This is a genomic window from Brachybacterium sp. sponge (genome assembly GCF_001613775.1).
GTDB lineage: Bacteria > Actinomycetota > Actinomycetes > Actinomycetales > Dermabacteraceae > Brachybacterium > Brachybacterium conglomeratum.
Genome location: NZ_LRMP01000001.1, coordinates 1,122,402 through 1,147,442, shown reverse-complemented (window position 1 = coordinate 1,147,442; position 25,041 = coordinate 1,122,402). Strand labels below are relative to the sequence as shown.

Below are 25,041 nucleotides of genomic sequence, written 5' to 3'. Positions count from 1 at the left end.
CCGCAACGAAGCTCACAGTGAGGACCCACCCCATGGCCCCCGCCCGCACCGCCCTGACCTCCCTGGCCGCGCCCGCCGTGCCCACCCCCGACGCGGCCACGGCGCTGCGTCCCCTCGACTCCGGCCGCGCCCGGATCACCGGCGGCTTCTGGCACACCCGCCAGCAGCGCAATCGTCTCGCCGGGCTCCGCTCCGGCCATGCGCAGCTGGAGGCCTCCGGCACGCTGCGCAACTTCCGCCTCGTCGCCGGGACCGAGACGGGCGAGGCGGCCGGGATGATCTTCCAGGACTCCGACGTGTACAAGTGGCTCGAGGCCGTGGCCTTCGAGCTGGGACGCGAGGACGACCCCGAGCTGCGCACCATGGCCCGCGAGGTCACGGATCTCGTCGCCTCCGCACAGCTCGAGGACGGCTATCTCAACAGCGTCCACACGCTCCGCCACAGCGCCGAGGAGCGGTACACGAACCTCGCCTGGAACCACGAGCTGTACTGCTACGGCCACCTGATCCAGGCCGCCGTGGCCCTCGCCCGCAGCGCCGGGGAGGAGCAGCTGCTCGACGTCGCCCTGAGGATCGTCGCGCACCTGCGCACCGTCTTCGGCCCCGGGCTGCGCCAGGCCACGGGCGGCCATCCCGTGTTCGAGATGGCGCTGGTGGAGCTGCACCGCCTCACCGGGCGGCCCGAGATCCTCGACCTTGCACGCTTCTTCCTCGACGTGCGCGGCAAGGGCGAGCGCTTCGACCAGGTCCGCCCCGGTCCCGGCTACTTCTCCGCCGATGTGCCCGTGCGGGAGACCGTCTCCGTCGAGGGGCACGCCGTGCGGGCCCTGTACCTCTTCGCCGGCGCGACCGACCAGGCGATCGAGGACCGCGACGAGGAGCTGCTGGCCCGCTGCGAAGCCGTGTTCGCCGATCTCCTGGCCACGAAGACCTATGTCACCGGAGGGATGGGCGCCCGCTGGGACTGGGAGGCCTTCGGCGACCCCTACGAGATGACCACCGACCGCGGCTACGCCGAGACCTGCGCCGCGATCGGCGCGATCCAGTGGGCGTGGCGGCTGCTGCTGGCGACCGGGAAGCCCCAGTACTCCGACGCGATCGAGCGCCTCCTGTTCAACGCGTTCCTGGCCGGGGTGTCCCTCGCGGGCACCGAGTTCTTCTACGTCAACTCCCTGCAGCTGCGGGACGGCGCGAAGGCCGACGAGGGGCGCTCGATCGTCCACGGCCGCCGCGGATGGTTCGACTGCGCCTGCTGCCCGCCGAACGTCATGCGCACCCTGGCGAGCCTGGACCACCTGGTCGCGACGCAGGACGCGCACGGCCTGCAGCTCCACCAGTTCGCGAGCGGGACCTGGTCGGCGGGCGAGGACGAGGAGACCCTCACCGTCTCGACCACGACCGACTACCCCCACGACGGGCGGATCACGGTGCGCATCGACGCCGCCCCGTCGGCCCCGCGCCGCCTCTCCCTGCGGATACCCGCCTGGTCCCGCGGCCGGGCCCGGCTTACCGTCGACGGCGCCGAGGCGACCGTCCCCGCGGACCAGGCCCTCGCCGTGGTGGAGCGGAGCTTCGCTCCGGGCGAGGAGATCGTGCTGGAGCTGGACATGACCCCGCGCTTCGTCGGCACCCACCATCGCCTCGACGCCTCCCGCGGCGCCGTGGCCCTCGAGCGCGGACCGCTCGTCTACGCGCTGGAGAACGAGAACCAGGACGAGGGCGTGAGCGTCGACGACGCGCAGATCGACCCGTCGGCGGTCCCCGAGGCCGGGGCGCCGCTCGACGTGCTCGACGGCGCGGTGCCGCTGCGGCTCGCCGGCAGCGTCGTGCGCTCCTCCCCCGCCGCCGAGGCCTGGCCCTATCCCGTCCACGGCAGCGCCGACGCGGAGCTCGAGCGCACCGCGCACACCTGGACCGCGATCCCCTACTTCGCCTGGGGCAACCGCTCCGTCGCCGCGATGCGCGTCTGGCTGCCGGTGCAGGAGCAGTCGTGATCGACCGTCGACAGCTGCTCCGTGCCGGCCTCGCCCTCGGCGCGGCCGGCACGGGCACCGCGGCCCTCGCCGCCTGCGCCGGGACGCTGCCCCCGATCGACACGACCGCGGACGACTTCGGCAGCGGCGCCACCGGGTCCGTGACCGTCTGGTGCCGTGCGGCGACGCAGACCGCCATCCAGGCCGCCGCCGAGAGCTTCAACACCCTCCACGACGACCTCCAGATCACCGTGCTGCCGATCCCGGACGCCCAGTACGTCACGAAGCTCGCCACCTCGATCCGCGGCGGCTCCGTCCCCGACATCGTCGACTTCGACCTCATCAACTGCCCGCTCTTCTCCGTGCGCGAGGCCTTCGCCGACATCACCGAGCTGGTCGAGGCGCTGCCCTTCCGGGACTCGCTCTCGGCCGGGCACATGGGGCTCGCGAGCTACGAGGACCGCCTCTACGGCATCCCGTTCATCGGCGACTACTCGACGCTGTTCGCCAACACCGACCTGCTCGCCAAGGCTGGTCTCGACCTCGAGGAGGTCTCCGGGAGCCTCGAATCGCTGATGGAGGCCTGCCACGCCCTGAAGCGCGAGCTGCCGGACGTGGCGCCGTGGACCTTCCCCGGCAACGCCTCCGGCGCGATGGGCTTCACGATCCAGCCGATGATCTGGGCCGCCGACACCGACCTGATCGCCGGCGAGCTCGGCGACCAGTCGGGGAACGTCGTCGGCAACGACGTCGTCGAGGCGGTCCTCGAGTTCCACCGGCAGCTGTGGGTCGACGAGCTCGTGCCGCAGCGCGCCTTCGTGGAGGACGGCGCCCAGTGGGGCCACGACTACCGCTCGGGAGAGGTGGTCTTCTTCCCCGGCGCGTACGGCTCCGCGGTCGCCGAGGCCGACGAGTCCTTCCGCCCGTCCTCGCAGAACGTGCTGCTGCCCGGACCGACCGGCGGGCGCGCCACCTTCTCCGGCGGCGACAACATGTGCCTGCTCAACGGCGCCCCGAACCCGTCGGGCGCCTGGATGTTCATGCGGCACACCCTGGAGCTCGACGTGCAGCGGGCGCTCCCCGACAGCGGCTACATGCCGATCCGCTCGGACAGCGCCGACGACGCCTTCGCGGAGTCCTACGAGCAGGCCGTCCTGCCCGTCACGCACCTCGACGAGGGCTACGTGCCCTCGACCCTCGCCTACAACCTGCTCTACAACCAGTCGACCAGCCCGTGGCTCGCGATGATCCGGCGCGCGGTGTTCGACGGCGACGTGCCGGGCGCGATGGCGGAGGCCCAATCCGAGTACGACCGCATCCTCACGCAGACACAGCTCTAGGAGCACGTCATGACCGCACTCGACGCGACGACGCGTCCCGACTCCCTGGGGAGCCGACATGCGGAGGGCGCCCCCGTCCCCGCCTCGCGGCGCCGTCCCCGTTCGCTCACCCACCGTCCCGCCACCGGGGTGCTGCTGGTCGCACCCGCCCTCGCCCTGGTCGCCTTCTTCGCGCTGGCCCCGATCGTGCTCGCGCTGTTCATCTCCTTCACCAACTGGCCGCTGATCGGCGAGTACCGCTTCGTGGGGCTGGAGAACTACCTCCAGGCCGTGCAGGACCCCGGCATGTGGAAGGCGCTGAGGTACACGCTGCTCTACACCGGGATCGTGACCGGTCCGATCCTGCTGCTCGGCTACGGGCTGGCCGTCCTCGTGCGCTCCAACCGGCGCGGCGCGACCGTGCTGCGCACCATCTTCTTCCTCCCCTATGTCATCGGGCTGACGACGCTGAGCTACATGCTCGTCCTCGAGGCGCAGCCGGACTCCGGGGTGCTGAACCGGATCCTGGCGGGCCTCGGGCTGACCGACGGCAGCACGGCGTGGCTGCTCGACGGCGTGCTCGGCACGATCGTGCTCTCCGCACTCGTGATCTGGGCGGTCCCGGGACTGACCATGATCCTGCTGCTTTCCGCGATGCAGGGGGTGCCCGCCGAGGTCTACGAGGCCGCCGACATCGACGGCGCGAGCTGGCTGCGCCGCGAGTGGTCGATCACCGTCCCGATCATCCGACCGGCGATCGGGATGTCGCTGATCATCTCCGTGATCGGCTCGTTCCTGGCCTTCAACCAGTTCTTCATCCTCACCAAGGGCGGACCCGGCACCGACACCACCACCATCGTCGGGTTCGTCTACAACCGCGCCTTCGTCGAGCTGCAGCTCGGCTCGGCCACCGCGATCTCGCTGATCCTCGTCGTGTTCACGGCGCTGGTCACGATCGCCCAGTTCGTCCTGCTCCGAGGAAGTGATGAGTGATGAGCCGTCCCGTCGTCAAGGACCGTCGTGCCGTGCCCTATGCCGTGCTCGGCATCCTGTTCGCGCTGATCTTCAGCCTGCCGCTGCTGTGGTCGATCCTCCGCGCCTTCCAGCCCAACGAGACGATCCTGGGGACCCCGGCGATCCCGGAGCTGTTCGAGCTCACCTGGCAGAACCTCTCCGTCTTCCTCTCCTCCGACGCGGTCATGCTCCGCCCGGTGCTCAACAGCATCGCGGTCTCCCTGTCGACCGCGGCTCTCACCGCCGTCGTCGCGACCCTGGCCGGGTACGGCTTCTCGAAGTTCAGCTTCGGCGGCTCGCGCCTCGCCTTCGGCCTCATCCTGCTGTCGATGATGGTGCCCTTCCAGGCGATCCTCACCCCGCTGTACCTGCTGATGAACTCGGTGGGGCTGACGGACTCGCTCCTCGGACTGGTGCTGTTCTCGACGAACTTCGCCCTCCCGTTCGGGATCTTCCTGATGAAGAACACCTTCGACACGGTGCCGCTGGCCCTCGAGGACTCCGCGATCATCGACGGCGCCGGGACGCTGCGGATGCTGGTGGAGGTGCTGCGGCCGATGATCATCCCCGGGATCGCGAGCTCCGCCCTCTACGCCTTCCTCACCTCGTGGACCGAGTTCCTGGGCGCGCTGACGTTCCTGACCACGGAGAAGTACTTCACGCTCCCGATCGCCCTGCTGAACATCCAGGTGGGCACCTACGGCGAGGTCGACTTCGGCCAGCTCGTCGCCGGCTCGGTGATCGCGATGATCCCCTGCGTGATCCTCTACGTCTCGCTGCAGCGGTTCTACGTGCAGGGCCTCGCGGCCGGGGCGGTGAAGGGCTGAGCGGCTCAGCCCGCGACCGGATCGACCCGCCTGCCGGGAGCACCGGGTCGTGTGACCAGCGCGCTCGCCCCCGCCGGGGCCGTGCCCGCGGCGCGGTAGCGGTCCATCCACTCCGCGGCGAAGCCGTCGGCGTCGGCCGTGGGGACCAGCGCCCAGACGCTCCCGCCGAAGCCGGCGCCGAAAGAGGAGGCCGCCCGGGCGCCGAGCGCTCTTGCGTGCCGGACCAGGGCGATCGTCTCGGGGATCTGGTTCCCGAGGTGCGTCTCGGCGAGGCGCTGGGAGGCGTCGACCGCGGCCGCGAAGGTGTCGAGGTCGCCGGTCCGCAGGGCGCGATGGGCGCGGGGCACGAGCACCGCGGACTCGAGCAGGAACTGGTCCAGCCGGTCCCGCTCGGCGCCCTCGGCGGCGAGGCGGCGCAGCGGCTCCCAGCGGTTCTCGTCCTCGGCGAGCGGAGCGGCGAGGTCCTCCCCCACCAGCGACCGCAGCGCCCCCTGCAGCGAGTCGTCGGCCCGGCCGGTCTCGAGGTTCCAGCGCGCGAGGATCTGCCCGAGCAGGGCGGGGCCGCGGTTGTAGGAGGCCTGGGCGGCGCCGGTCTTCTCGGCGAGCACGCCGGAGACGGCGACGACGAAGGACCAGCCCTCCGGCAGGGCGACCTGGTCGAGGATCTGCATCGGGTCGAACTCGGCGTAGGAGATCATGCCGTCGTGGCCGGCGAGCATGCCGGTGTGGTCCAGCGAGCCGCCGCTGGTGCCGACGCCGGGCCGTCCGGCGAGGGCCCCGAAGGTCTTCCCGTTCTCGATCGAGGCGGCGTAGCCGGCCAGCGCCACGCGGTCGGGGATCTGCGAGGTCCAGGCCTCGGTGGCGGGCAGGCCCGCGAGGTCGGCGAGCGCGAGCGCGGTGCCGGTCAGCAGCGCGGAGGAGCTGGACATGCCGGAGGCGGGCGGGAGGTCCGAGGTGATCGTGAGCCGCGCGGCGGGCAGCGGGCCGAAGTTCGCCCCCAGCCGCTCGATGACGGTGTGGACGTAGCGGCCCCAGTGCCCGGGCGGGAGGTCCGGGGCGGTGCCGGCGGCGAGGCGGAGCGTGCCCGGGTAGGCGTCGGTGCTCGCCCGGAGGGTTCCCGTCGGCCCGTCGACCCGCTCGGCGTGCACGGTGACGCCGCGGTCCACGGCGCAGACCAGCACGCGGCCGCCGCCGTAGTCGGTGTGCTTGCCGAGCACCTCGATGCGGCCGGGCATGGTCCAGCGCGCCGTTGCGCTCACAGGGCGACCTCGACGCCGGTCAGGCGGCGCTCGACCTCGTCGATGTCGTCGCGGCGCGAGAGGTCCAGGACCCCGCCCGCGAAGGGCAGCACGCGCACGTCCGGCAGGGCGCGGACGGCGTCGACGATCTCGAGCTCCCCGCGCTCGGACGGCTCGATCGAGGCGCAGGCCTCGAAGATCTCCGGCTGGAAGGCGAAGGCGTTCATGCTGACCAGGGCGTCGGGGCCGGCGGCGGCGAGCTGCTCGGCCGTCGGCTTCTCGAGGATCCGCCGCAGCGCGCCGTCCTCGTGCTCGACGATCGCGAAGGCCGCGACCCGGTCGGCGGCGATGTTGGAGTGCTCCACGAGCGCGGTCCGCTCGAAGCCGAGCAGGGTGGTGCGCTCCTGCTCGAGCAGGGCCGCGATCCCGTCGCGGGGGTAGAGGTTGTCGCCGTTGACCATCACGAAGGGCCGCTCGCCCACGGCGTCGTGGGCGGAGGCGACGGCGTCGGCCGTGCCCTTCGGCTCGGCCTGGACGGCGAAGCCGATCTCGAGCCGGCGCGGCGCGAGCTGCTCGACGTGGCGCGCGAACTCCTCGTGCTCCGGGGCGACCACGAGCACGGCGCGCCGGATGCCGGCGTCGGCCAGGGCCGAGAGGGAGTAGTCGATCAGGCGGTGGGGGCCGATGGGCATCAGGGCCTTGTGGCCGGAGGCGGCGGCCGCGGCCTGCTCCGGGGTGAGGGCGCCGGCGCCCTCCTTGCGCATGCGGGAGCCGAGGCCGCGGGCCAGGACCACTGCGGTGTCGATCATCGTCATGCCCCCAGACGGTAGTGCCCGGCGACGGTGCGGGAGAGCCGCTGGGCCTCCTCGGCGGTCTCCGCCTCCGAGAACACGCGGATCACGGGCTCGGTGCCGGAGAAGCGGATGGTGAGCCAGGAGCCGTCCGCGAAGTACACCTTGCCGCCGTCGGACCAGGAGATCCGCTCGATCTCGCGGCCGAAGGCGGGCAGTTCGTGATCTTCGAAGATCCGTCGCTGCAGCTCCTCGCGACGCTCGGGCGTGTACTCGTAGGCGGCCTCCTCCATCACGAGGGAGCCGTAGCGCCGGGCGATGTCCGCGTAGATCTCCGAGAGCGGCTTGCCGGCGCGGGCGACCATCTCCACCAGCAGCCCGGCGGCCTGGATGCCGTCCTTGCCGGGGATGTGGCCGCGCACGGTGAGGCCGCCGGAGGACTCCCCGCCGATCACGGCGTCGGTCTCGGCCATCTTCGCGCTGATCCACTTGAAGCCGACGGGCACCTCGTGGCACTCCTGGCCGTGCGCCTCGGCGACCCGGTCCAGCAGGTGGGTGGTCGACATGTTCCGCACGACGGGGCCGGTCCAGCCCTTCCCGGTCAGCAGGTACTCGTACAGCAGCACCAGCACCTGGTTGGGGCTGATGTAGGCGCCTGTGTCGTCGATGATGCCGAGCCGGTCCGCGTCGCCGTCGGTGGCGATGCCGAGGTCGGCGCCGCGCTCGAGCACGGCCTGGCGCAGCGGGGACATCGACCCCTCCGCCGGGGAGGGCATGCGCCCGCCGAACAGCGGGTCGTGCCGGGCGTTGATGACCTCGACCTCGCAGCGGGCGCTGATCAGCACGGTCTGCAGGGAGGTCTGGGAGACGCCGAACATCGGGTCGAGCACGATCTTCAGGTGCGCGTGGCGGATCACCTCGAGGTCGAGCTGCTCGATGATCGCGTCGAGATACCAGTTGATCGAGGACTGCTGGGTGACGAGCTCCGAGTCGCGCACCTCGTGCGGGGCCAGGGCGCGGACGTCCGCGGGGTCGAGGGTCGCGGTGTGGGCGGCGAGCTCGTCGGTGACCTCGAGCTCGGCGTCGCGCCCGCCCTCGGTGAAGATCTTCAGTCCGTTGTAGAGGGCGGGGTTGTGGGAGGCGGTGACGGCGATGCCGTAGGCCGCGCCGGTCTGGCGCACGGTCCACATGCACATCGGCGTGGGCACGGGACGGGTGATCACGCGGACGGGCACGCCGTTGCCGGCGAGCACCTCGATCGCCCACCACGCGGCGACGTCGGAGAGGAAGCGGCGGTCGTAGCTGATCACGAGCCCGCGCTCGACGACGCCCTCGGCGTGCATCCGGTCGGCGAGCCCCTGCGCGAGCAGACGCACGTTCTCGCGGGTGAACTCGTCGCCGATGATGGCCCGCCAGCCGCCGGTGCCGAAGCTGATCATGGTGGTTCCTCCTCGAAGCCCCAAACGTTCACATTACGAACAAACTAGGGCCGGGCGGCCGACGTGTCAACCGCAGGAACCGGCCGGGCCGCACGTCGGCCGGGCCGCTCGCCAGTTGGGCCACCCGCCGGTCGGGCCGCTCGACAGCTGGGCCGCCCGCCGGCAGGAGCGCCCGGCCGCCCAGCTTTTGTACCGCCACGACTCATATGGGAGCCCCGATGAGTCGCCAGGGCAGCAGAACCTCCTGCCGGCTCCCGCGCGACGGAGGTCAGCGGGAGGCGTCGGCGGGGAGGATCGGGGCGAGGAGCGGGTCCGCGAGCACGCGCTCGAGGGCCATGTCGGCGCCGCCGATCGCCGCCGCGTCGAGGCCGAGCGCGGAGGCGCTCACCTCCACCCGTCCGTCCGGGGTGAGCAGCCGCGCGTCCAGCGCCTCCTGCACCGGCTGCACGAGCACGTCGGCGAAGGCGCCGAAGAAGCCGCCCAGCACGATGGCCTGCGGGTTCAGCACGTCCACGAGCACCCCGGCCCCCCGCGCGAGATCGCCCGGCAGGGTCCGGAAGCGCTGCACGAGGCGCTCGTCCCCGGCGTCGAGCAGGTCCCGGAGACGGCGGAGCCGCTCCTGCAGGGGCAGGTGGCCCGACCGCGCGGGATCGTCGGGGTCCAGCACGGCCAGCACGGTGTCGAAGCCGACGAGGGTCTCCCAGCAGCCGCGCCGCCCGCAGCGGCATGCCGCCCCGGCCGGGTCCAGGCCGATGTGCCCCACTTCGCCGGAGAACCCGGACCAGCCGCGGATCAGCCGTCCGTCGGCGATGATGCCGGCGCCCACGCCGATCTCGCCGGTGAGATAGACGAGGTCGGTGATCCCCTGCCGGGCCAGGCGCGGTGCCTCGGCGAGCGCGGAGAGCTTGGCGTCGTTCTCGATCGAGAGCGGCGGCATGTCCGGGCCGAGGCGCCTCGCGAGCTCCTCGCCGAGGGGGACGCCGGACCAGCCGAGGTTGGAGGCGAAGCGGACGCCGGCGCCCGCGTAGTCCACGGCACCGGGCGGGGAGATGGTGGCCCCGGCGACCCAGAGGCCCTGCGCGGCGGCGGCCTCGAGCGTCTCGCGCAGCTGCTGCGCGACGAGGTCCATGACGGGGGCGACCGGGTGGGAGCGGCCGTCCTGGCCGTCCGCCACGGGCGTCGGCACGGAGGAGCGGAGGCGCACCTGGCCGCCGAGGTCCTGCAGGGTCACCGCGAGATGGTCGACGTTGAGCTCGAGGCCGATGCCGGCAACGTGGCCGGGGTCGATGCGCACCTCGGTGCCGGGCCGTCCCACGGTGCCGCGCCGCTCGACACGCCCCTCCTGGACCAGTCCGCGCTCGGCGAGGTCACCGATCAGCGAGGTCACCGAGGCCTTGGACAGTCCGGTCTCCTGGGCGAGGGTGGCGCGGGAGCGGCCGCCGTGGGAGTGGAGGTGGCGCAGCAGCAGGCTCAGGTTCGCCGAGCGCATCGCGGCGTGTCCCACCGGGGCGGCGCGACCGGCCGAGGCGGCGCGACCGGCCGAGGCGGCGGGGCCGGGCGTCCCGTCCGCCGCCCCAGGCGCGGGTCGGCTCGGTGACGTCATGGCGGCCATCGTAGACGGGCCCGCCTCCGATCAGCGCGGCTCGGCCAGCTCGAGCAGGCGGGCATGGGCGAGCTCGCGCTCCTGCTCGGTCGCATAGGGCGTGCCCATGTTCATCGCGAGCCCCTCGGTGGCCAGGCGCACCACGAGGGCCTGCGCCGGGTCGAAGCCGTCGGCCGAGAGCGCCTCGCGCCAGCGTGCCGCGTCCTCGTCGACCAGCTCCTCCATGCCCGGGCGGTCGCCGAGGACGGTCAGCAGGGAGGACGGGGAGAAGATCTCGGCCGCCCGCGAGTCCGGTGCGGTCAGGGCGCGCACGTAGGCGCGCAGCAGCTTGCCGGGACGGTTCTCGGAGAGGTCGACGAGGGCGTGCACATCGGCCCAGAACTGCTCGTTGGAGCGGTGCACGAGGGCCTTCTCGAGCTCGAGGCGGTGCGGGAAGTGATGGGTCAGCGCCCCCTTGGACACCCCGGCCCGCCGAGCGATGTCCGCGAGGCTCACCCCGCTGCCGTGCTCCACGATCATGCTCGCGGCGGCGTCGAGGATCGCGGCGCGGGTGCGCTCCTTGTCGCGCTGGGGCGCGGGCTGCGCGGCGGGCTCGTCGGCGGTGCCGGGGTCGTCGGCGGTGCCGGGGTCGTGGTTCTCCACGGTCAGCTCCTGGGGGTCGTCTCGGAGGGGATGAGGCGCCAGGCGAGGAAGGCCGCGAGGGCCAGCAGCCCGGCGGCGACATAGGCGGTGGCCTGGGTGGCGTGCGTGAAGGCGTCCTGCGCGAGGTCGAGCAGGGGCGCCCCCTCCTCCATGATGCTCGACGTGTGGGCGAGGGAGTCCTCCATCGCCTCGGCCTGCGCCGCGGGGGTCCCGGAGGGGATCGTGAGGTCCCCGCGGTAGATCGCGGTGTGCAGCGAGCCGAGCACGCCGATGCCGAACGCGACGCCCAGCTCGTAGGCGGTCTCCGAGATCGAGGAGGCGGCGCCGGCGCGCTCGGGCGGCACCGCGGAGACCACGGCGTCGGTGGACAGCGTCATCGACAGGCCCGTGCCGAGCCCGATCACCGCCAGGGCGATCCCGATCCCGAGATAGCCCGGCAGCCCCTCGGCGACGCCGAGGCCGGCCAGGCCCAGCGCCCCGACGGCGAGCCCGAGGGCGATCGCGCGGCCCCGTCCGAGCCGGGCGAGCGCCACGCCGACGACGACCACCACGACGAGGGAGGCCAGCGTCGCGGGCATCTCCGCGAGCCCGGCCACGAAGGGCGAGAAGCCGCGGACCAGCTGGAGGTACTGGGAGAAGAAGTAGAGCATCCCGAGGAAGGCGAAGATCGACAGGCCGTTCGCGGCGATCGCACCGCTGAAGGCGGGGATGCGGAAGAGCTCGACGTCAATCAGCGGGGTGGCCAGGCGCCGCTGGCGACGCACGAAGACGACGGCCGCGGCGGCGCCGACCAGGGCGGCCAGCAGGGCGGGCGTTCCGGCGCCGCCGCCGAGCACCTGCTTGATCGCGAAAACGACGGGCACCACGGCGAGCACCGACAGCAGCGCGGAGAGCAGGTCGATCCGCCCCGCGACAGGGCTGCGCGACTCGGGCAGCAGCCAGGCGCCGAGCCCGACGACCGCCACGATCACCGGGACGTTGATGAGGAACACCGAGCCCCACCAGAACATCTCGAGCAGCGCCCCGCCGACCAGCGGGCCGACGGCGCCGCCGGCCATGGCGCCCGCGGACCACAGCGCGATCGCGCGGGTGCGCTGGGCGGGGTCGTGGAACAGGTTGCGGATGATCGACAGGGTCGAGGGCATGATCGTGGCGCCCGCGAGTCCCAGCAGCGCACGGGCGGCGATCAGCATCCCGGCGCTCGGGGCGAAGGCCGCCAGCAGCGACGCGGCGCCGAAGGCGGTGGCGCCGATCAGGAGCAGGCGCTTGCGGCCGAATCGGTCGGCGAGGTTGCCCATGGTGATCAGCAGTCCGGCCAGGACGAAGGAGTAGATGTCCCCGATCCACAGGATCTGCGTGGCCGTGGGAGCGAGGTCCGCGGTCAGCGAGGGGATCGCGAGGAAGAGCACGGTGCCGTCGACGGCGAGCAGCGTCACCGCGAGCACGAGCACGATGAGCGCCGCCCACTCCCGGCGCCCGGCCAGGGGCACGGTCGGGGGCGAGGGGACGGCGGAGGTCCGGGAGGTCGTCATGCCCCGGAGACTAACGAACCGATCGGTTCGTTGCCAGAGCCATTCGGCTCGTGTGAGTCATCTGGCGCGGGATGTGACGCACGGAGCAGAACCCGCACGCTCCCGCCGGGTGCATCGGGCCGCAGCGGTGGCATGATTTCGCTCCGTGCACGAGGACACCTCGAGCTCGCCCCGCTCCGACGAGCCCCTCACCCCAGATCCCGAGCGAACCCCTCCGGCCGACGAGCCCGCCTCGCAGGCCCCTCCCCCATCGGCCGCGCCGCGCTCCCCCGCTGGGCCCCGCGACCACCCGCACAGCCATCACCATCTCGACCACCGCGGCATGCCCCGCTCCCGGACACCGCTCGCCGCGGCCTCGCTCGCCGCGCTCGGCGTGGTCTTCGGCGACATCGGCACGAGCCCGCTGTACGCGCTGCAGACCGTGTTCAGCCTCCACCACCACGCCGTCGGCCCCACCGAGGCCGACGTGCTCGGGGTGATCTCGATGGTCGTGTGGTGCCTGCTGATCATCGTGACCTTCGCCTACATCGGCCTGATCATGCGGGCGGACAACCAGGGTGAGGGCGGCATCCTCGCCCTCACCGCGCTCGTGCTGCGCAAGCTGCACGGGCCCGGCGGGGTCGGTCCGCGCGAGGCGTCCGTCGCGCTGGTGCTCGGCGTGATCGGGGCGGCGCTGTTCTTCGGCGACTCGGTGATCACCCCGGCGATCTCCGTGCTCTCCGCCTTCGAGGGCATAGAGGTGGCCGCCGCGGTGCCCAACGCCGTGATCGTGCCCGGCGCGCTGATCGTGCTCACCGCGCTGTTCGCCGTGCAGCACCGCGGCACCGGCGGCATCGGGCGGTTCTTCGGCCCGGTGATGGCGCTGTGGTTCCTGACCCTCGCCGCGATCGGGCTGCCGCACCTGCTGGCCGGGCCCTCGATCCTGCGCGCACTGTCCCCGCACCACGCGATCGCGTTCATGGCGGACCGTCCCTTCGTCGCGTTCATCGCGCTCGGCGCGGTGGTCCTCGCGATCACCGGCGCGGAGGCGCTGTACGCCGACATGGGCCACTTCGGGCGCCGCCCGATCGCGGTCGCCTGGCTCGCGCTGGTGCTCCCGGCGCTGGTGATCAACTACCTGGGCCAGGGCGCGCTGATCCTCGCCGACCCCGCCGCGATCGCGAACCCCTTCTTCACCCTCGTGCCCGAGGCGCTGCGGATCCCGCTGGTGGCGCTCTCGGCCGTCGCGACGGTGATCGCCTCCCAGGCCGTGATCTCCGGGGCGTTCTCGGTGGCGCGGCAGGCGACGCGGCTGTCGCTGCTGCCGCGGCTCAAGGTCACCCAGACCTCCCTCGAGCACGGCGGCCAGGTCTACCTCCCCGCCATCAACCTGCTGCTCTTCGCAGGGGTGGTCATCCTGGTGCTCGTCTTCCGCCGCTCCGAGGCGCTCGCGGCGGCCTACGGCCTGGCCGTCACCGCGACGATCCTGCTGGTGCTCGCGCTGTACCTGCTGTACGCGCGACGGATCCTGCGCCGACCGCTGTGGCAGGTGGTGGCGCTCGCGGCGGTGGTCGGCGGGCTCGAGCTGCTGCTGCTCGCCGCGAACATCGTCAAGATCCCCGCCGGCGGCTGGATCTCCCTGCTCATCGCGGCGGCGCTCACCACGATCATGCTGGTGTGGCATCGCGGGGCGCGGATCCTCTTCGGCCGCCGACGGGAGCTCGAGGGGCCGCTCGAGCAGTTCGTCGCCGGTCCCGACTGCGCGGTGCGACGGGTGCCGGGCCTGGTCGTCTACCCGCACGGCGATCCGACCACCGTCCCGCTCGCGCTGCGCACCGGGGTGGAGATGAACCGGGTGCTCCACGAGCACGTCGTCATCGTGACGATGAAGCACATCGGGGTGCCGCACGCCCACCGCGACGACCGGATCCACGCCCGCGAGATCGGGCCGGGGATCGTGCAGGTGACCTACCTGGTCGGATTCCACGACTCGCAGGACGTCCCCGCCGCGCTGCGCACCGCCGTCGCGCTGCTCGGGCACCCGCACGAGGCGGACTGTCCCGACGACTGCCGGCGGCATCTGCCCGCACTCGCGGTCGACGCGGACGAGGCGATGTACGTGCTGTCGGTGTTCCGCATCGAGGCCGCGCAGGAGCCCGTCATGCCGCGCTGGCAGAAGCGGCTCGTGCGCCTCCTCGAGAAGGGCTCCGCGAACCGCACCCAGGTGCTGCACCTGCCGCCCCCGCGCACCGTGGTGATGGGCGCCGAGACGGTGCTCTAGCGGGGCTCGTCCTCGGGGGCGGAGCTCTCGACGTGGTGCCCGCGGCCCGGGTCCGGGCGGTCGTCCGGGCCTGCCGCGTCCTCGGCGCCGGCCCGGTGGACGGACCCGTCGGCGGCCCCCGGGCCTGCCGCGTCCTCGGGCCCGAGACCGAGCGCCTCGGCGGCCTCGCGCAGCTCCTCGGGGCCGACGTGCGCGGTCGCGGGCGGGCGCCTCCCGGCCCGCGCCGTCGCGGCGTCCACGCGCAGGCGCACCACCGCGTCCTCATCCGGCGCGGGACTCGCCCCGGACGGGGTCAGCCCCCCGATCGCCGCGGCCGGGATCATCACCGTGCGCGAGCTCAGCTGGCGGGGCATGACGGTGAGCGCGGCGAGCTCGCCGCTCGCATCGTGCTGGTAGACGTCGCGCACGCGGCCGACGACCCGGTCGTCGCTGCCGCGCACGGTGAGCCCGGCGAGGGCCTGCAGGCCCGGCGCCCGGTGGTGGACGAGGGGCTGGTCCCGCGCGTCCCCGGCCTCCGGCCCGCCGGTGAGGCCGGAGGTGCGATCCTCCGGGGTGCGCTCGGCGCTCATCGGGTCTCCTCGCAGGGGGTCACGCCCACGGAGTCTACCGACGGGGTCCGGGCGCTCAGTCGGTCACGCAGCAGAGCCGTACGAACTCCTGCACGTCCGCGATCGGGTCCGCGTCGGCGGTCTTCTGCAGCTCGCGGACCGTGTGTTCGCGCACCGTGAGGCTCAGGAGCAGGGAGAAAAGGGAGCGGGCGAGGAACTTCGGCGAAGTCCCGGCGACCAGGTGCCCCTGCTCGTCGAGGCCGTCGAACACGCGCTCCAGCACGTGCTCGTGGACCAGTCGGAGCCGCGCGATGCGGAAGCGGCCGGGATGGCCCGGGTCCACGATCTCCGCCGACAGCGTCGCCAGCAGCGCCATCGAGTGCTTGCGCGGGTCCCACGGACCGCCCAGCGCCGCGATCAGCGTCTCCGGCGAGGAGGCGATCGAGTCGGCCGAGTCCAACAGACCCTGCGCATGCGCCTCGAGCCGGTCGATCACCGCGCCGAGCAGCACCTCCTTCGACGAGAAGTGGTGCAGCATGCCGGGATGCGATATCCCGACGCGCCGCGAGATGTCGCGCAGGCTCGCACCGTCGTAGCCGCGCTCGGCGAACAGGGCCGAGGCGGCGTCGAGGATCATCTCCCGCCGCGAGGGCTCGGCGGCGGTCGAGCCCTCGGCCGCGCCGGACCCGTCGGCCGTGCCGGAGCCGATGGCCGTGCCGGAGCCGATCGTCGTGACTGCCCCGTCGGCCGCCCGTGCGGCCCCGTCGGTCGAGGCGCCGCGCGCGCCCTCGAGGCCCGCGCCGAGCCCGTCCTGGGCCTCGGTGACGGTGTCGAGGTTGCGCAGGACCCGGCCCAGCGGTTCCTCGAGCGCCCCGCCGCCTGCGCGGCACGGCGCCTCCTCGCCGGCTCGATCGGAGAAGACCGCCGACGGCGGCACCGGTCCCGTCCCCGCCCCCAGCGACCCGTTGGTCACGACACCCGTCATCGGCGTTCCTCCTCCATCATCAGCGGGAGACGATCAGCTCCGCGATCTCGATCGCGTTCAGCGCTGCTCCCTTGCGGAGATTATCGGCCACCGCGAAGAGGATCAGCCCCTTCCCGTCCGGCACCGAGGCGTCCTGTCGGATGCGGCCGACGAATGTGCCGTCCTTGCCGGCCGCCATCAGCGGGGTGGGCAGGTCCACGACGGTCACGCCCGGCGCCGCCTCGAGCAGCTCGCGGGCGCGCTCCGGGGTGATCGGCTGATCGAACTCGGCATGGATCGCGAGGGCGTGGCCGCTCATCACCGGCACGCGCACGCAGGTGCCGGCCACGGGCAGGTCCGGCAGGCCCAGGATGCGGCGGGACTCGTTGCGGAGCTTCTGCTCCTCGTCGGTCTCGCCGGTGCCGTCGTCCATCAGGTTCCCGGCGAGCGCGACCACGTTGTACGCGATCGGCGCCTGGTACACGCCGGGCTCGCCGAGGTCCACCGAGGAGCCGTCCAGCGCGAGCTCCTCGACATTGTCGACGCCCTTCCTGACCTGCGCGGCGAGCTCCGCGACACCGGCCACGCCGGAGCCGGAGACCGCCTGGTAGGTGGCGACCTTCAGACGGGCCAGGCCCGCCTCGTCGTGGAGGGCCTTCAGGGTCGGCATCGCGGCCATGGTGGTGCAGTTGGGGTTCGCGATGATGCCGCGCTTCGGGGCGGTGATCTGCTCCGGGTTCACCTCGGAGACCACCAGCGGCACCTCCTCGTCACGGCGCCAGGCCGAGGAGTTGTCGACGACCACGGCGCCCGCCTCGGCGAAGCGGGGCGCGAGCGCCTTCGAGGTCGAGCCGCCGGCGGAGAAGATCGCGACGTCCAGCCGCTGCCCCTCGGAGGTGATGTCGGCGGTCTCCGCGTCCTCGACCACGAGGTCGAGACCCGCGTAGGAGACGGTGCTGCCGGCGCTGCGGGCGGAGGCGAACACGCGGATCGCGGAGTGTGCGACCGAGCGGTCGGCGAGCAGGGCGAGCATCACACGCCCGACCTGGCCGGTGGCGCCGACGACGCCGAGGACGGGCCCGTCAGCCGCGTAGCCGGGGGTGCCCGAGAAGTCGGGCGCGGTGGTGGAGCTGGGGGTGCTGGTGGTGCTCATCGTCCGGTCCCTCCGTAGACCACGGCCTCGGTCTGCTCGGCGTCGAGGCCGAACGCCGTGTGGATCACGCGCACCGCGTCGTCGAGCCGCGACTGCTCGGTGACGACGGAGATGCGGATCTCCGAGGTGGAGATCATGTCGATGTTGATGCCCGCCTCGCCGAGCGAGCGGAACAGGGTCGCCGAGACGCCCGGGTGCGCGCGCATCCCGGCGCCGACGATGGAGACCTTCCCGATCTGGTCGTCGTAGCGGACCTCGGTGAAGCCGATCGCCTCGCGCGCCTTCTCGATCGCCTCGAGGGCGGCCGGGGCGTCGGACTCCGGGAGGGTCAGGGAGATCGCGACGGTGTCGTCGACCGTCGAGGAGTTCTGCACGATCATGTCGATGTTCGCGCCGGTCCCGGCGACCACGTCGAACAGCAGCGCCGCCTTGCCCGGCGCGTCCGGGACCTCGACGACGGTGATCTTGCCTTCGCTGCGGTCGTGGGCGACGCCCGAGATGATCGGCGCCTCGAGGCCCGGTGCTGCGATGTCGTCCATGGGGAGCTCCTTGGTCGGGTCGGCGGCGTCGCGACGGGCGGCGTCCGCGGGGCGGAGGGTGACGTCGGGGTCGATCGGGATCTCGCGGTCGGGCTCGTCGGTGACGATCGTGCCGAGCCGGCCCGAGTACGAGGAGCGCACGTGCAGCGGCACCCCGTAGCGGCGCGCGTACTCGACGCTGCGCGCCATGAGGATCTTCGAGCCGTTCGCGGCCATCTCCAGCATCTCCTCGCTGGAGATGACGGGCACACGGCGCGCGGCCGGCACGATCCGGGGATCGGCGGTGAAGACGCCGTCGACGTCGGAGTAGATCTCGCAGACGTCCGCCTCGAGCGCCGCGGCGAGCGCCACGGCGGTCGTGTCCGAGCCGCCGCGGCCGAGGGTGGTGATGTCCTTCGTGGTCTGCGAGACGCCCTGGAATCCGGCGACGATCGCGACCGCGCCATCCTCCAGCGCCTCCTCGATCCGGCCCGGGGTCACGCGCAGGATGTGCGCCTTGCCGTGCACCTCGTCGGTGATCAGCCCTGCCTGCGAGCCGGTGTAGGCGCGGGCGTGGACGCCGGTGTCGTTCAGCGCCATCGACAGCACCGCCATCGAGATCCGCTCGCCGGCCGTGACCAGCATGTCCATCTCGCGCGGCGGCGGGTTCGGGCTCACCTGCTCGGCGAGGTCGATCAGATCGTCGGTGGTGTCGCCCATCGCGGAGACCACCACGACCACCTTGTGGCCGGCCCGGGAGTACAGGGAGATGCGGCGCGCGACGCGCTTGATCGAGTCGGCGTCAGCGACGGAGGATCCTCCGAATTTCTGGACGACCAGGCTCATGAGCGGGTTCCTTTGACTGTCGAGGACGGTGCGGATCGTGCGTGGGTGCGCGGACATCCGCCGTCGCGGGTCCGCTCGAGCCGATCGGACGCCCCGTGCCGTGCGGTCCGAGCCAGCCTCGCGGGAGCGGCGCAGACGCACGCCTCTCGCCGGACACCGCTCGTCCCGGACGATCCGGTGACGCCGTCGCGACACACAGGGCAGTCTACGAAGACGGCTCCCCGAAGCCCCAGTGACCTCGTCATTCGAGACAGGGGGCCAGGTCAGGACGGTTCGCGCACGTGACCGGCGCAACACCGCCCCGGGCGCGCCGCGGTGCGGGGCACCGCTTCCCGGTCACCCACCCTCGCTCCTCGACATCATCACCGGAAGGCTCTTCGAGACGTGGATCTGTGCTCCTATGCGGGCCCATACCGTCACTCAGCCACGTCTCGCATGGCGTAGGCCCGCCGGGACCACCGCGGCAGCTGCCCGGAGAGTGATGGCAGCGTGCCGGACGCACGGCAGCGGCAACCACTCCGGGAGCGCGCCGGCGGCTCACCGAGCCTGCGGCGACCTGCGGCCGAGGGTGCTGTGGAGGAACGGTCCGGGGCCATGACCTGGCGATCCATGCAGCCCGCCGAGGTGATGTGGAGGGTTGTGCGACGGGGCGGCACGTCCGGGCATGCTCCCCGCATGCCGCGCCGCCTGCTACCGCTCCCCGCCTCGCTCAGCGGGCCCGTGTTCACAGCAGCCGAGGCGCGGGCCGCTGGAGTCTCGGGAGGCAGGCTGCGCGCCGCCGACGTCTCACGGATCGACCGAGGGCTCTATGCCATGACGGAACGGTCGACCGGGGCCGCGAGCCCGCCCGAGAGCGACGGGGCCCTGCCCGGCGAGGGGGCGAGCACGGTCCGCGAGGCCGACGTGATCCGTGCGCTGCAGCGCGCCGACCCGGACGCGGTCGCCTGCGGTCTCAGCGCGGCCAGGATGTGGAACCTGCCCCTCCCCCTCGACCTCAGCTCCTGGGATGTCGACGACGCGGACTCGACGATCACCATGTCCCTCACCGGAGTCCATCGGCTCAGCTCACAGCAGGTCACCTGGCGTTCCATCGACATCTCCCCTCGCGAGAGGACACGCCGGCGCGGCATCGTCACCACCACGCGCCTGCGCACGTTCCTCGAGCTCGCCGAGGTGCTTCCCCAGGACGACATGGTGGCGATCGGCGATCATCTCGTGCGCATGCCTCGCCCCTCCCTCGAGGGCCGCAGCCTGCCTCATGTCCCGATCGACGAGCTCTCCGACGTCGTCATCCGGTTCCGGGGCCGTGGGTCACGCCGGCTGCGGTCCGCGATGGCGGACGTCCGCGTCGGCGCGGACTCGCCTCAGGAGACGTTCCTCCGCCTCGCGCTCCTTCGGTCCGGCCTGCCCGAGCCTGTGCTGAACACGACGATCCGTCAGGACGGGCGATGGCTCGGGGAGCCGGACATGTCGTGGCCGCAGTGGAAGGTCTGCCTCGAATACGACGGGAGGCACCACCGCACCCGGACCCAGCAGGAGAAGGACATCCTGCGCGGGGAGCGACGACGGCTCGCGGGATGGACCGAGCTCGTGGTCTCCGTGGGCGACATGGACCATGGCGCAGCACGGGCCATCGAGCGAGTGAGGTCCGAGCTGCGCAGGCGCGGCCACACGGCGTGAGCGCGCCTCGAGTCGGCCGTACAGGATGAGCTCGTGCCCCACCATCCGTGCGCCGCGAGCACCCCGAGTCGGCCAGTCGATGCGAGGCTCCGAGCCGGCCGTGCGCGGCGGCCCCCCGACCAGGCCCCGATGGCGATATGCCGAATCCTCCGCGGCACAGGGGGCGAGACGTGGCTTTGTGCTCGAATGACTCGCAATAACGACACAACGCCACGTCTCGCCTCACCGGGCGGAGCCGGGGCGGGCAGGGCCGGACGTCAGAGGCCGGCGGTGAGCTTGGTGAGGAGGGTGCGGGCGCCGTCGGTGCGGAGCGTCCGGAGGGCGTGGAGGTAGGGCGTCGTGAACGCCTCGTGCTCGACCAGGTCGCCGAACAGCTCCTCGTCGCGGAGGAAGGCGAGCGGGTCCTCGTCGTGCTTCGCGGCGGCGGCCATGACGCGGTCGTGGAGGCGGTCCACGACGGGCCACTCCTCGCCGTTCTCCCCCGTGCCCTCGGCGTACCGGGCCCAGGAGGCGACGATCGCGGCCGACGCGGAGACGTCGCGGCCGGCCTCGAGGTTCTCCCGGATCACGGGCACGAGCCAGGTGGGGATGCGGTCGGAGGACTCGGCGGCGAGGCGGGCGAGGGTGTCCTTCACGCTCGTGTTCGCGAAGCGCGCCATGAGCTCGTCCTTGTAGGCGTCGAGGTCCATGCCGGGCACCTCGGGCACGGTCGGGGTGCCCTCGCGGTCCATGTACAGGGTGCGGGTGAAGGGGGCGAGGTGCGGATCGACGGCGGCCTCGTCGGCATAGGTCTGCCCGAGCAGCAGGCCGAAGTAGGCGATGGCCTGGTGGGAGCAGTTCAGCAGGCGCAGCTTCATCAGCTCGTACGGCTCGACGTCCTCGACCATCTGCACGCCGACTTCCTCCCACGCGGGGCGGCCGGCGGGGAACTCGTCCTCGAGCACCCACTGCACGAAGTCCTCGCTCACCACCGGCCAGGCGTCCTCGATGCCGTAGTCCTCGGCGATCATCTCGATGTCCGACTCGGCGGTGACGGGGGTGATGCGGTCGACCATGCAGTTGGGGAACGCGACCTCGGAGGCGATCCAGTCCGCGATCGGCGCATCGCCGTGCAGGCCGTTCTCGTCGCGGCGCTGAGCATAGGCGAGGATCATACGCTTGGCGAGGTCCCCGTTGCCGCGAACGTTGTCGCAGGACATGACGGTGAAGGGGGCGGTGCCGGCCTCGCGGCGTCGGCGCAGCGCCTCGACCACGTAGCCGAACATCGTGCGGGGCTGACCCACCTGCTGCGCGGAGTTCGCGCCGCCGGCGTCCGAGGCCGCGAGGCCCGCGGCCTGGGCGTCGGCAGGATCGAACCGCGTGGCGAGGTCCGCGGCGACCGCCTCGGTCTCGTACTGGAACTCCCCGGTGGAGGGGTTGTAGTTGTACCCGCCCTCGGTGACGGTGAGCGAGACGATCCGCACGGCCGGGTCGGTCATCTGGGCGAGCACGGCCTCGGGGTCGTCGGGGGCGAAGAGGTAGCGGGCGATCGAGCCGATCACGCGGGGGTCGCGCGTCCCGTCGGGCGCCTTCGTGACCAGGGTGTACAGGAAGTCCTGGGCGTCGAGCGCGTCGCGCATCCGGGCGTCGCCCGGCAGCAGGCCGACGCCGCAGAGCGCCCAGTCGAGGTCGCGTCCGGCGTTCATGAGGCGGTCGAGGTACATCGCCTGGTGGGCGCGGTGGAAGCCGCCGACGCCGAAGTGGACGATGCCGACACGTCGCTCGTCCAGCGGCTGCTGCGGGGTGGCGACCTCGCCACGCGCGGCGATCTCGGAGAGGCTGGAAGCGGTCAGGGCGGTCGGAGCGGTCATCGGCTCATCCTTCGACGAGGAATCGGGGGTGCGCCCGACGATACACACTCTGGCGTCAGATGAGCAGAGGGTGGCGCTCACCTGTTCGAGGTCGGGTTCACCGCGTGCCCGAGGGGCCTAGCGGCGGCGCGGTCTACCCGAGGCGACACGGCGGCGCAACGCGCGACCGGATCGGCCAGCACAGCAGAGGCGGAGCGGCCGACCGAGGACGGAGGGGCGCGCTCAGCCCAGGAGCGCCTCGACCTGCTCGGCGAGCTCGGGGGCGAGCACGATGTCGTCGACGAGGCCGGAGCGGGCGGCGGCGAGCACCGCCTCGGGATGGCCGACGGCGGGGATCGCGGCGATCACGCGGGCGCGGCGGAGCTGGTCGGGCCGCACCCCGATCACGCGGTCCTCGACGGCGGAGTGCCACACGGCGCCGCTCTCGCCGAGCAGGATCCCGCAGATCTCGGCGACGACGCCGGCGTCGAGGGCGCGCTGCTGCTCGGCGGGGCGCAGGCGGCTCCAGAGGGTCGAGGCCCCGTCGGCCCAGGCGCCGACGGACACGGTCGCGAGGTCGAGCCCGTCGGCCGCATCGAGCGCCGTGCGCACCTCCTCCATGGAGCGCAGCGAGGCCGCGACCTGCGGGGAGTCGACGATGAGCGGGGTGGGGAGGGCCCAGACCTGGCCGCCGGAGCGGGCACCGAGCTCGTGGACCAGCGCGGAGGACTGCGCGGTCGAGTGCCCGGCGGTGCTCACGGGGCCGACGAGCTGGACGATGTCGGCAGCGGGCAGCGCGTCGAGCGCGGCGGGCAGGTGCATGAGGGTGCGCGACCAGGCCACGCCGAGCCGTCCGCCCTCGCGCAGGTGACGGAGCAGCAGGCCCGCGACCTGGCGGGCGATCGCGGCGCGGGGCGCCTCGCCGGGACGGGCGACCGCGACGGTGACGGAGGAGATGCCCAGGCGCTCGGCGAGCGGGGAGAGGTCGCGGCCGGCGGCGGTCGGGTCGACGACCTCGATGCGGACGATGCCCTCGGCGCGCGCCTCGTCGAGCAGGCGCGCGACCTGGAAGCGGGAGAGTCCGTGGCGCCGGGCGAGCTCGATCTTCGGCACGCCCTCGAGGTGGTGCTCGCTCGCGAGGGCGACCTTGAGCGCGATCGCGTCCGCGACCCCGGCGCCGGCCTGCATCCCGGCACCCGCCTGCATCCCGGGTCCAGCCTGATCGCTCCCCATCGGTTCTCCCTCCGCTGCCTGCATCGACCCCTCAGGTGAGGGCAGATGGTTGCTCGGCTGAGCGTATATGACTACGCTCACCCTCAGTTGAGAAGTCTCCCCGCTCATCTGAGCGAACGGTCGTCCCGTCGGCCGTGCCCTCCCGGGCACGCCCCCGAGGCGCCGACCGTGCCCGCCCTCCGCGACGACGCGCCCGAGCGGCCCGTCTCCGCGATGTTCACAGGAGAACAGCGCATGGGTCCCCGTCCCCACCCCTCACCCCCGCCACGCCCCTCCCGTCCCCGTCGGCGCACGGTCCTCGGCGCCGGGCTCGCCGCGGGCCTCGGTGCCGCCGGCCTCGCCGGATGCGGCGCCGGCTCCTCCGCCGGCGGGAAGGAGTCGATCGTCGTCGCGATCGTCTCGAACCCGCAGATGCAGGACGCGATCAGCCTCATCGACCGCTTCACCGCCCAGCATCCCGACATCGACGTGCGTTTCGTGTCCCTGCCGGAGAACGAGGCGCGCGCGAAGATCACCGCCTCGGTCGCCTCCGGCGGCGGCGAGTTCGACGTCGTGATGATCTCCAACTACGAGACCCCGCTGTGGGCCCCGAACGGCTGGCTCACCGACCTCGAGCCGTACATCGCCCGCACCGAGGGCTACGCGCCGGAGGACTTCGTCCCCACGATCAAGGACGCGCTCACCGTCGACGGCGCGATGTACTCCGTCCCCTTCTACGGCGAGAGCGCCTTCCTCGTCTACCGCGAGGACCTCTTCGACGAGGCGGGCCTGACCATGCCCGAACGTCCCGGCTGGGACGACATCCGCTCCTTCGCCCAGACCCTGCACGACCCCGACGCGGGCATGAGCGGGATCGCGCTGCGCGGACTCGCGGGCTGGGGCGAGAACCTCGCCCCGATGAGCACCGTCATCAACACCTTCGGCGGCTGCTGGTTCGACATGGACTGGGCTCCGCGACTGGACTCCCCCGAGGTGCACGACGCCGTCGCGCTCTACGTCGACACCCTGCGCTCCTACGGCCAGCCCGGCGCCGCGACCTCCGGCTTCGGCGAGTGCCTGACCCAGTTCAGCCAGGGCAACGCCGCCATGTGGTTCGACGCCTCCTCGATGGTCTCCGGCGTCGAGAACCCCGACTCCTCGACCGTCGTCGGGAAGACCGGCTACGCGCTCGGGCCGACGAAGGACACCGAGTACGCCGGCTGGCTCTACTCCTGGGCGCTCGCGATCCCCGAGACCAGCCGCAAGAAGGACGCGGCCTGGGAGTTCATCGCCTGGATGACCCACCCCGACTACTTCCAGCTGGTGGGCCAGGAGATCGGCTGGGAGGCGCTGCCGCCCGGATCGCGCCTGTCCACCTACGAGATCCCCGAGTACGCGGAGCTCTCGAAGACCTATGCCGAGCCGACCCTCGACTCGATGGAGAACTCGACCCAGGAGAACTCGATGACCGTGGACGTCCCCTACGACGGGCTGCAGAACGTCGTGATCCCCGAGTTCCAGGACCTCGGCACCCGCGTCGGCCAGCAGTTCTCCGCCGCGATCGCCGGGCAGAAGAGCGTCGAGGAGGCCCTCGACCAGGCGCAGGGCTTCGCCGAGTCCGTCGCCCGCACCTACGGCTGGGAGGGCTGAGCC

The 25,041-nt window shown here is 72.6% G+C and carries 19 protein-coding genes; 7 read left to right on the top strand and 12 right to left on the bottom strand.

The genetic code is table 11. The features are described from left to right. The first annotated feature begins 32 nt into the window (after positions 1-32). Genes A4A78_RS05000 through A4A78_RS04985 form a run of 4 tightly spaced genes read left to right on the top strand, consistent with a single transcriptional unit; the run spans position 33 to position 5,133 of the window. Positions 33-1,994: a glycoside hydrolase family 127 protein gene (locus A4A78_RS05000; protein ID WP_062947264.1), complete on the top strand. Its 1,962-nt coding sequence runs from the start codon at positions 33-35 to the stop codon at positions 1,992-1,994. After that, positions 1,991-3,313: an extracellular solute-binding protein gene (locus tag A4A78_RS04995; protein WP_062947263.1), complete on the top strand. Its 1,323-nt coding sequence runs from the start codon at positions 1,991-1,993 to the stop codon at positions 3,311-3,313. The genes A4A78_RS05000 and A4A78_RS04995 overlap by 4 nt, the downstream gene beginning before the upstream one ends. 9 nt (positions 3,314-3,322) lie before the next feature. Beyond that, entirely contained in the window at positions 3,323-4,285 is a 963-nt protein-coding gene (locus A4A78_RS04990; RefSeq protein WP_082835190.1) for a carbohydrate ABC transporter permease, read from the top strand. Continuing rightward, complete coding sequence (locus tag A4A78_RS04985) at positions 4,285-5,133, top strand: carbohydrate ABC transporter permease (protein ID WP_062947262.1); 849 nt, start codon at positions 4,285-4,287, stop codon at positions 5,131-5,133. The genes A4A78_RS04990 and A4A78_RS04985 overlap by 1 nt, the downstream gene beginning before the upstream one ends. A 5-nt stretch (positions 5,134-5,138) precedes the next feature. On the opposite strand, the gene A4A78_RS04980 is transcribed toward A4A78_RS04985, so the two are convergent. From A4A78_RS04980 to A4A78_RS04955, 6 genes are all read right to left on the bottom strand, one after another. Further along, entirely contained in the window at positions 5,139-6,392 is a 1,254-nt protein-coding gene (locus tag A4A78_RS04980) for a galactokinase family protein (RefSeq protein ID WP_197466627.1), read from the bottom strand. Then, on the bottom strand, positions 6,389-7,186 hold the full coding sequence (locus A4A78_RS04975) for a sugar phosphate nucleotidyltransferase (RefSeq protein ID WP_062947260.1): 798 nt from the start codon (positions 7,184-7,186) through the stop codon (positions 6,389-6,391). The genes A4A78_RS04980 and A4A78_RS04975 overlap by 4 nt, the downstream gene beginning before the upstream one ends. Further along, entirely contained in the window at positions 7,183-8,601 is a 1,419-nt protein-coding gene (locus tag A4A78_RS04970; RefSeq protein ID WP_062947259.1) for a phosphoglucomutase/phosphomannomutase family protein, read from the bottom strand. Before A4A78_RS04970 ends, A4A78_RS04975 begins: the two co-directional genes overlap by 4 nt. Before the next feature lie 268 nt (positions 8,602-8,869). Then, positions 8,870-10,204, bottom strand: coding sequence for an ROK family transcriptional regulator (locus A4A78_RS04965; RefSeq protein WP_062947258.1), 1,335 nt, complete (start codon positions 10,202-10,204; stop codon positions 8,870-8,872). 30 nt (positions 10,205-10,234) lie between these two features. Then, positions 10,235-10,846 (bottom strand): TetR/AcrR family transcriptional regulator, encoded by a 612-nt coding sequence (locus A4A78_RS04960; RefSeq protein WP_062947257.1) that lies wholly within the window; start codon positions 10,844-10,846, stop codon positions 10,235-10,237. A gap of 2 nt (positions 10,847-10,848) precedes the next feature. Further along, on the bottom strand, positions 10,849-12,378 hold the full coding sequence (locus A4A78_RS04955; protein WP_062947256.1) for an MFS transporter: 1,530 nt from the start codon (positions 12,376-12,378) through the stop codon (positions 10,849-10,851). 322 nt (positions 12,379-12,700) lie between these two features. Between A4A78_RS04955 and A4A78_RS04950 the strand changes: the two genes are divergently transcribed. Next, complete coding sequence (locus A4A78_RS04950) at positions 12,701-14,638, top strand: potassium transporter Kup (protein WP_062948065.1); 1,938 nt, start codon at positions 12,701-12,703, stop codon at positions 14,636-14,638. Here A4A78_RS04950 and A4A78_RS04945 read toward each other — a convergent pair. Genes A4A78_RS04945 through A4A78_RS04930 form a run of 4 tightly spaced genes read right to left on the bottom strand, consistent with a single transcriptional unit; the run spans position 14,635 to position 18,667 of the window. Further along, the gene (locus A4A78_RS04945) at positions 14,635-15,207 is read right to left on the bottom strand and encodes a PRC-barrel domain-containing protein (RefSeq protein WP_062947255.1); all 573 of its coding nucleotides are present in this window, start codon (positions 15,205-15,207) and stop codon (positions 14,635-14,637) included. The genes A4A78_RS04950 and A4A78_RS04945 overlap by 4 nt on opposite strands. A 55-nt stretch (positions 15,208-15,262) precedes the next feature. Beyond that, a complete protein-coding gene (locus A4A78_RS04940; protein WP_062947254.1) occupies positions 15,263-16,171 on the bottom strand; it encodes a TetR/AcrR family transcriptional regulator in 909 nt (302 codons plus the stop codon). A gap of 19 nt (positions 16,172-16,190) precedes the next feature. Further along, on the bottom strand, positions 16,191-17,303 hold the full coding sequence (locus A4A78_RS04935; protein ID WP_082835188.1) for an aspartate-semialdehyde dehydrogenase: 1,113 nt from the start codon (positions 17,301-17,303) through the stop codon (positions 16,191-16,193). Then, positions 17,300-18,667, bottom strand: coding sequence for an aspartate kinase (locus A4A78_RS04930; RefSeq protein ID WP_062947253.1), 1,368 nt, complete (start codon positions 18,665-18,667; stop codon positions 17,300-17,302). Before A4A78_RS04930 ends, A4A78_RS04935 begins: the two co-directional genes overlap by 4 nt. Before the next feature lie 813 nt (positions 18,668-19,480). On the opposite strand from A4A78_RS04930, the gene A4A78_RS04925 reads away from it, so the two are divergent. Continuing rightward, a complete protein-coding gene (locus tag A4A78_RS04925) occupies positions 19,481-20,347 on the top strand; it encodes a hypothetical protein (protein ID WP_156488555.1) in 867 nt (288 codons plus the stop codon). 257 nt (positions 20,348-20,604) lie between these two features. On the opposite strand, the gene A4A78_RS04920 is transcribed toward A4A78_RS04925, so the two are convergent. After that, a complete protein-coding gene (locus A4A78_RS04920; RefSeq protein WP_062947251.1) occupies positions 20,605-22,197 on the bottom strand; it encodes a mannitol dehydrogenase family protein in 1,593 nt (530 codons plus the stop codon). A gap of 222 nt (positions 22,198-22,419) precedes the next feature. After that, a complete protein-coding gene (locus A4A78_RS04915; RefSeq protein WP_231880841.1) occupies positions 22,420-23,409 on the bottom strand; it encodes a sugar-binding transcriptional regulator in 990 nt (329 codons plus the stop codon). 234 nt (positions 23,410-23,643) lie between these two features. Here A4A78_RS04915 and A4A78_RS04910 point away from each other — a divergent pair, with 234 nt between their 5' ends. Continuing rightward, on the top strand, positions 23,644-25,038 hold the full coding sequence (locus A4A78_RS04910; protein ID WP_062947249.1) for a sugar ABC transporter substrate-binding protein: 1,395 nt from the start codon (positions 23,644-23,646) through the stop codon (positions 25,036-25,038). The last annotated feature ends 3 nt before the right edge of the window (positions 25,039-25,041 follow it).

Bases quoted from the DNA above. Each gene is read 5' to 3' on its own strand.
- A4A78_RS04975 (WP_062947260.1), bottom strand. From the start codon at position 7,186: ATGACGATGATCGACACCGCAGTGGTCCTGGCCCGCGGCCTCGGCTCC.
- A4A78_RS04955 (WP_062947256.1), bottom strand. From the start codon at position 12,378: ATGACGACCTCCCGGACCTCCGCCGTCCCCTCGCCCCCGACCGTGCCC.
- A4A78_RS04945 (WP_062947255.1), bottom strand. From the start codon at position 15,207: ATGAGCGCCGAGCGCACCCCGGAGGATCGCACCTCCGGCCTCACCGGC.
- A4A78_RS04920 (WP_062947251.1), bottom strand. From the start codon at position 22,197: ATGACCGCTCCGACCGCCCTGACCGCTTCCAGCCTCTCCGAGATCGCC.
- A4A78_RS04925 (WP_156488555.1), top strand. From the start codon at position 19,481: ATGACGGAACGGTCGACCGGGGCCGCGAGCCCGCCCGAGAGCGACGGG.
- A4A78_RS04985 (WP_062947262.1), top strand. From the start codon at position 4,285: ATGAGCCGTCCCGTCGTCAAGGACCGTCGTGCCGTGCCCTATGCCGTG.
- A4A78_RS04990 (WP_082835190.1), top strand. From the start codon at position 3,323: ATGACCGCACTCGACGCGACGACGCGTCCCGACTCCCTGGGGAGCCGA.
- A4A78_RS04950 (WP_062948065.1), top strand. From the start codon at position 12,701: ATGCCCCGCTCCCGGACACCGCTCGCCGCGGCCTCGCTCGCCGCGCTC.
- A4A78_RS04935 (WP_082835188.1), bottom strand. From the start codon at position 17,303: ATGAGCACCACCAGCACCCCCAGCTCCACCACCGCGCCCGACTTCTCG.
- A4A78_RS04910 (WP_062947249.1), top strand. From the start codon at position 23,644: ATGGGTCCCCGTCCCCACCCCTCACCCCCGCCACGCCCCTCCCGTCCC.
- A4A78_RS04915 (WP_231880841.1), bottom strand. From the start codon at position 23,409: ATGGGGAGCGATCAGGCTGGACCCGGGATGCAGGCGGGTGCCGGGATG.
- A4A78_RS04940 (WP_062947254.1), bottom strand. From the start codon at position 16,171: ATGACGGGTGTCGTGACCAACGGGTCGCTGGGGGCGGGGACGGGACCG.
- A4A78_RS04970 (WP_062947259.1), bottom strand. From the start codon at position 8,601: ATGATCAGCTTCGGCACCGGCGGCTGGCGGGCCATCATCGGCGACGAG.
- A4A78_RS04930 (WP_062947253.1), bottom strand. From the start codon at position 18,667: ATGAGCCTGGTCGTCCAGAAATTCGGAGGATCCTCCGTCGCTGACGCC.
- A4A78_RS04965 (WP_062947258.1), bottom strand. From the start codon at position 10,204: ATGACGTCACCGAGCCGACCCGCGCCTGGGGCGGCGGACGGGACGCCC.
- A4A78_RS05000 (WP_062947264.1), top strand. From the start codon at position 33: ATGGCCCCCGCCCGCACCGCCCTGACCTCCCTGGCCGCGCCCGCCGTG.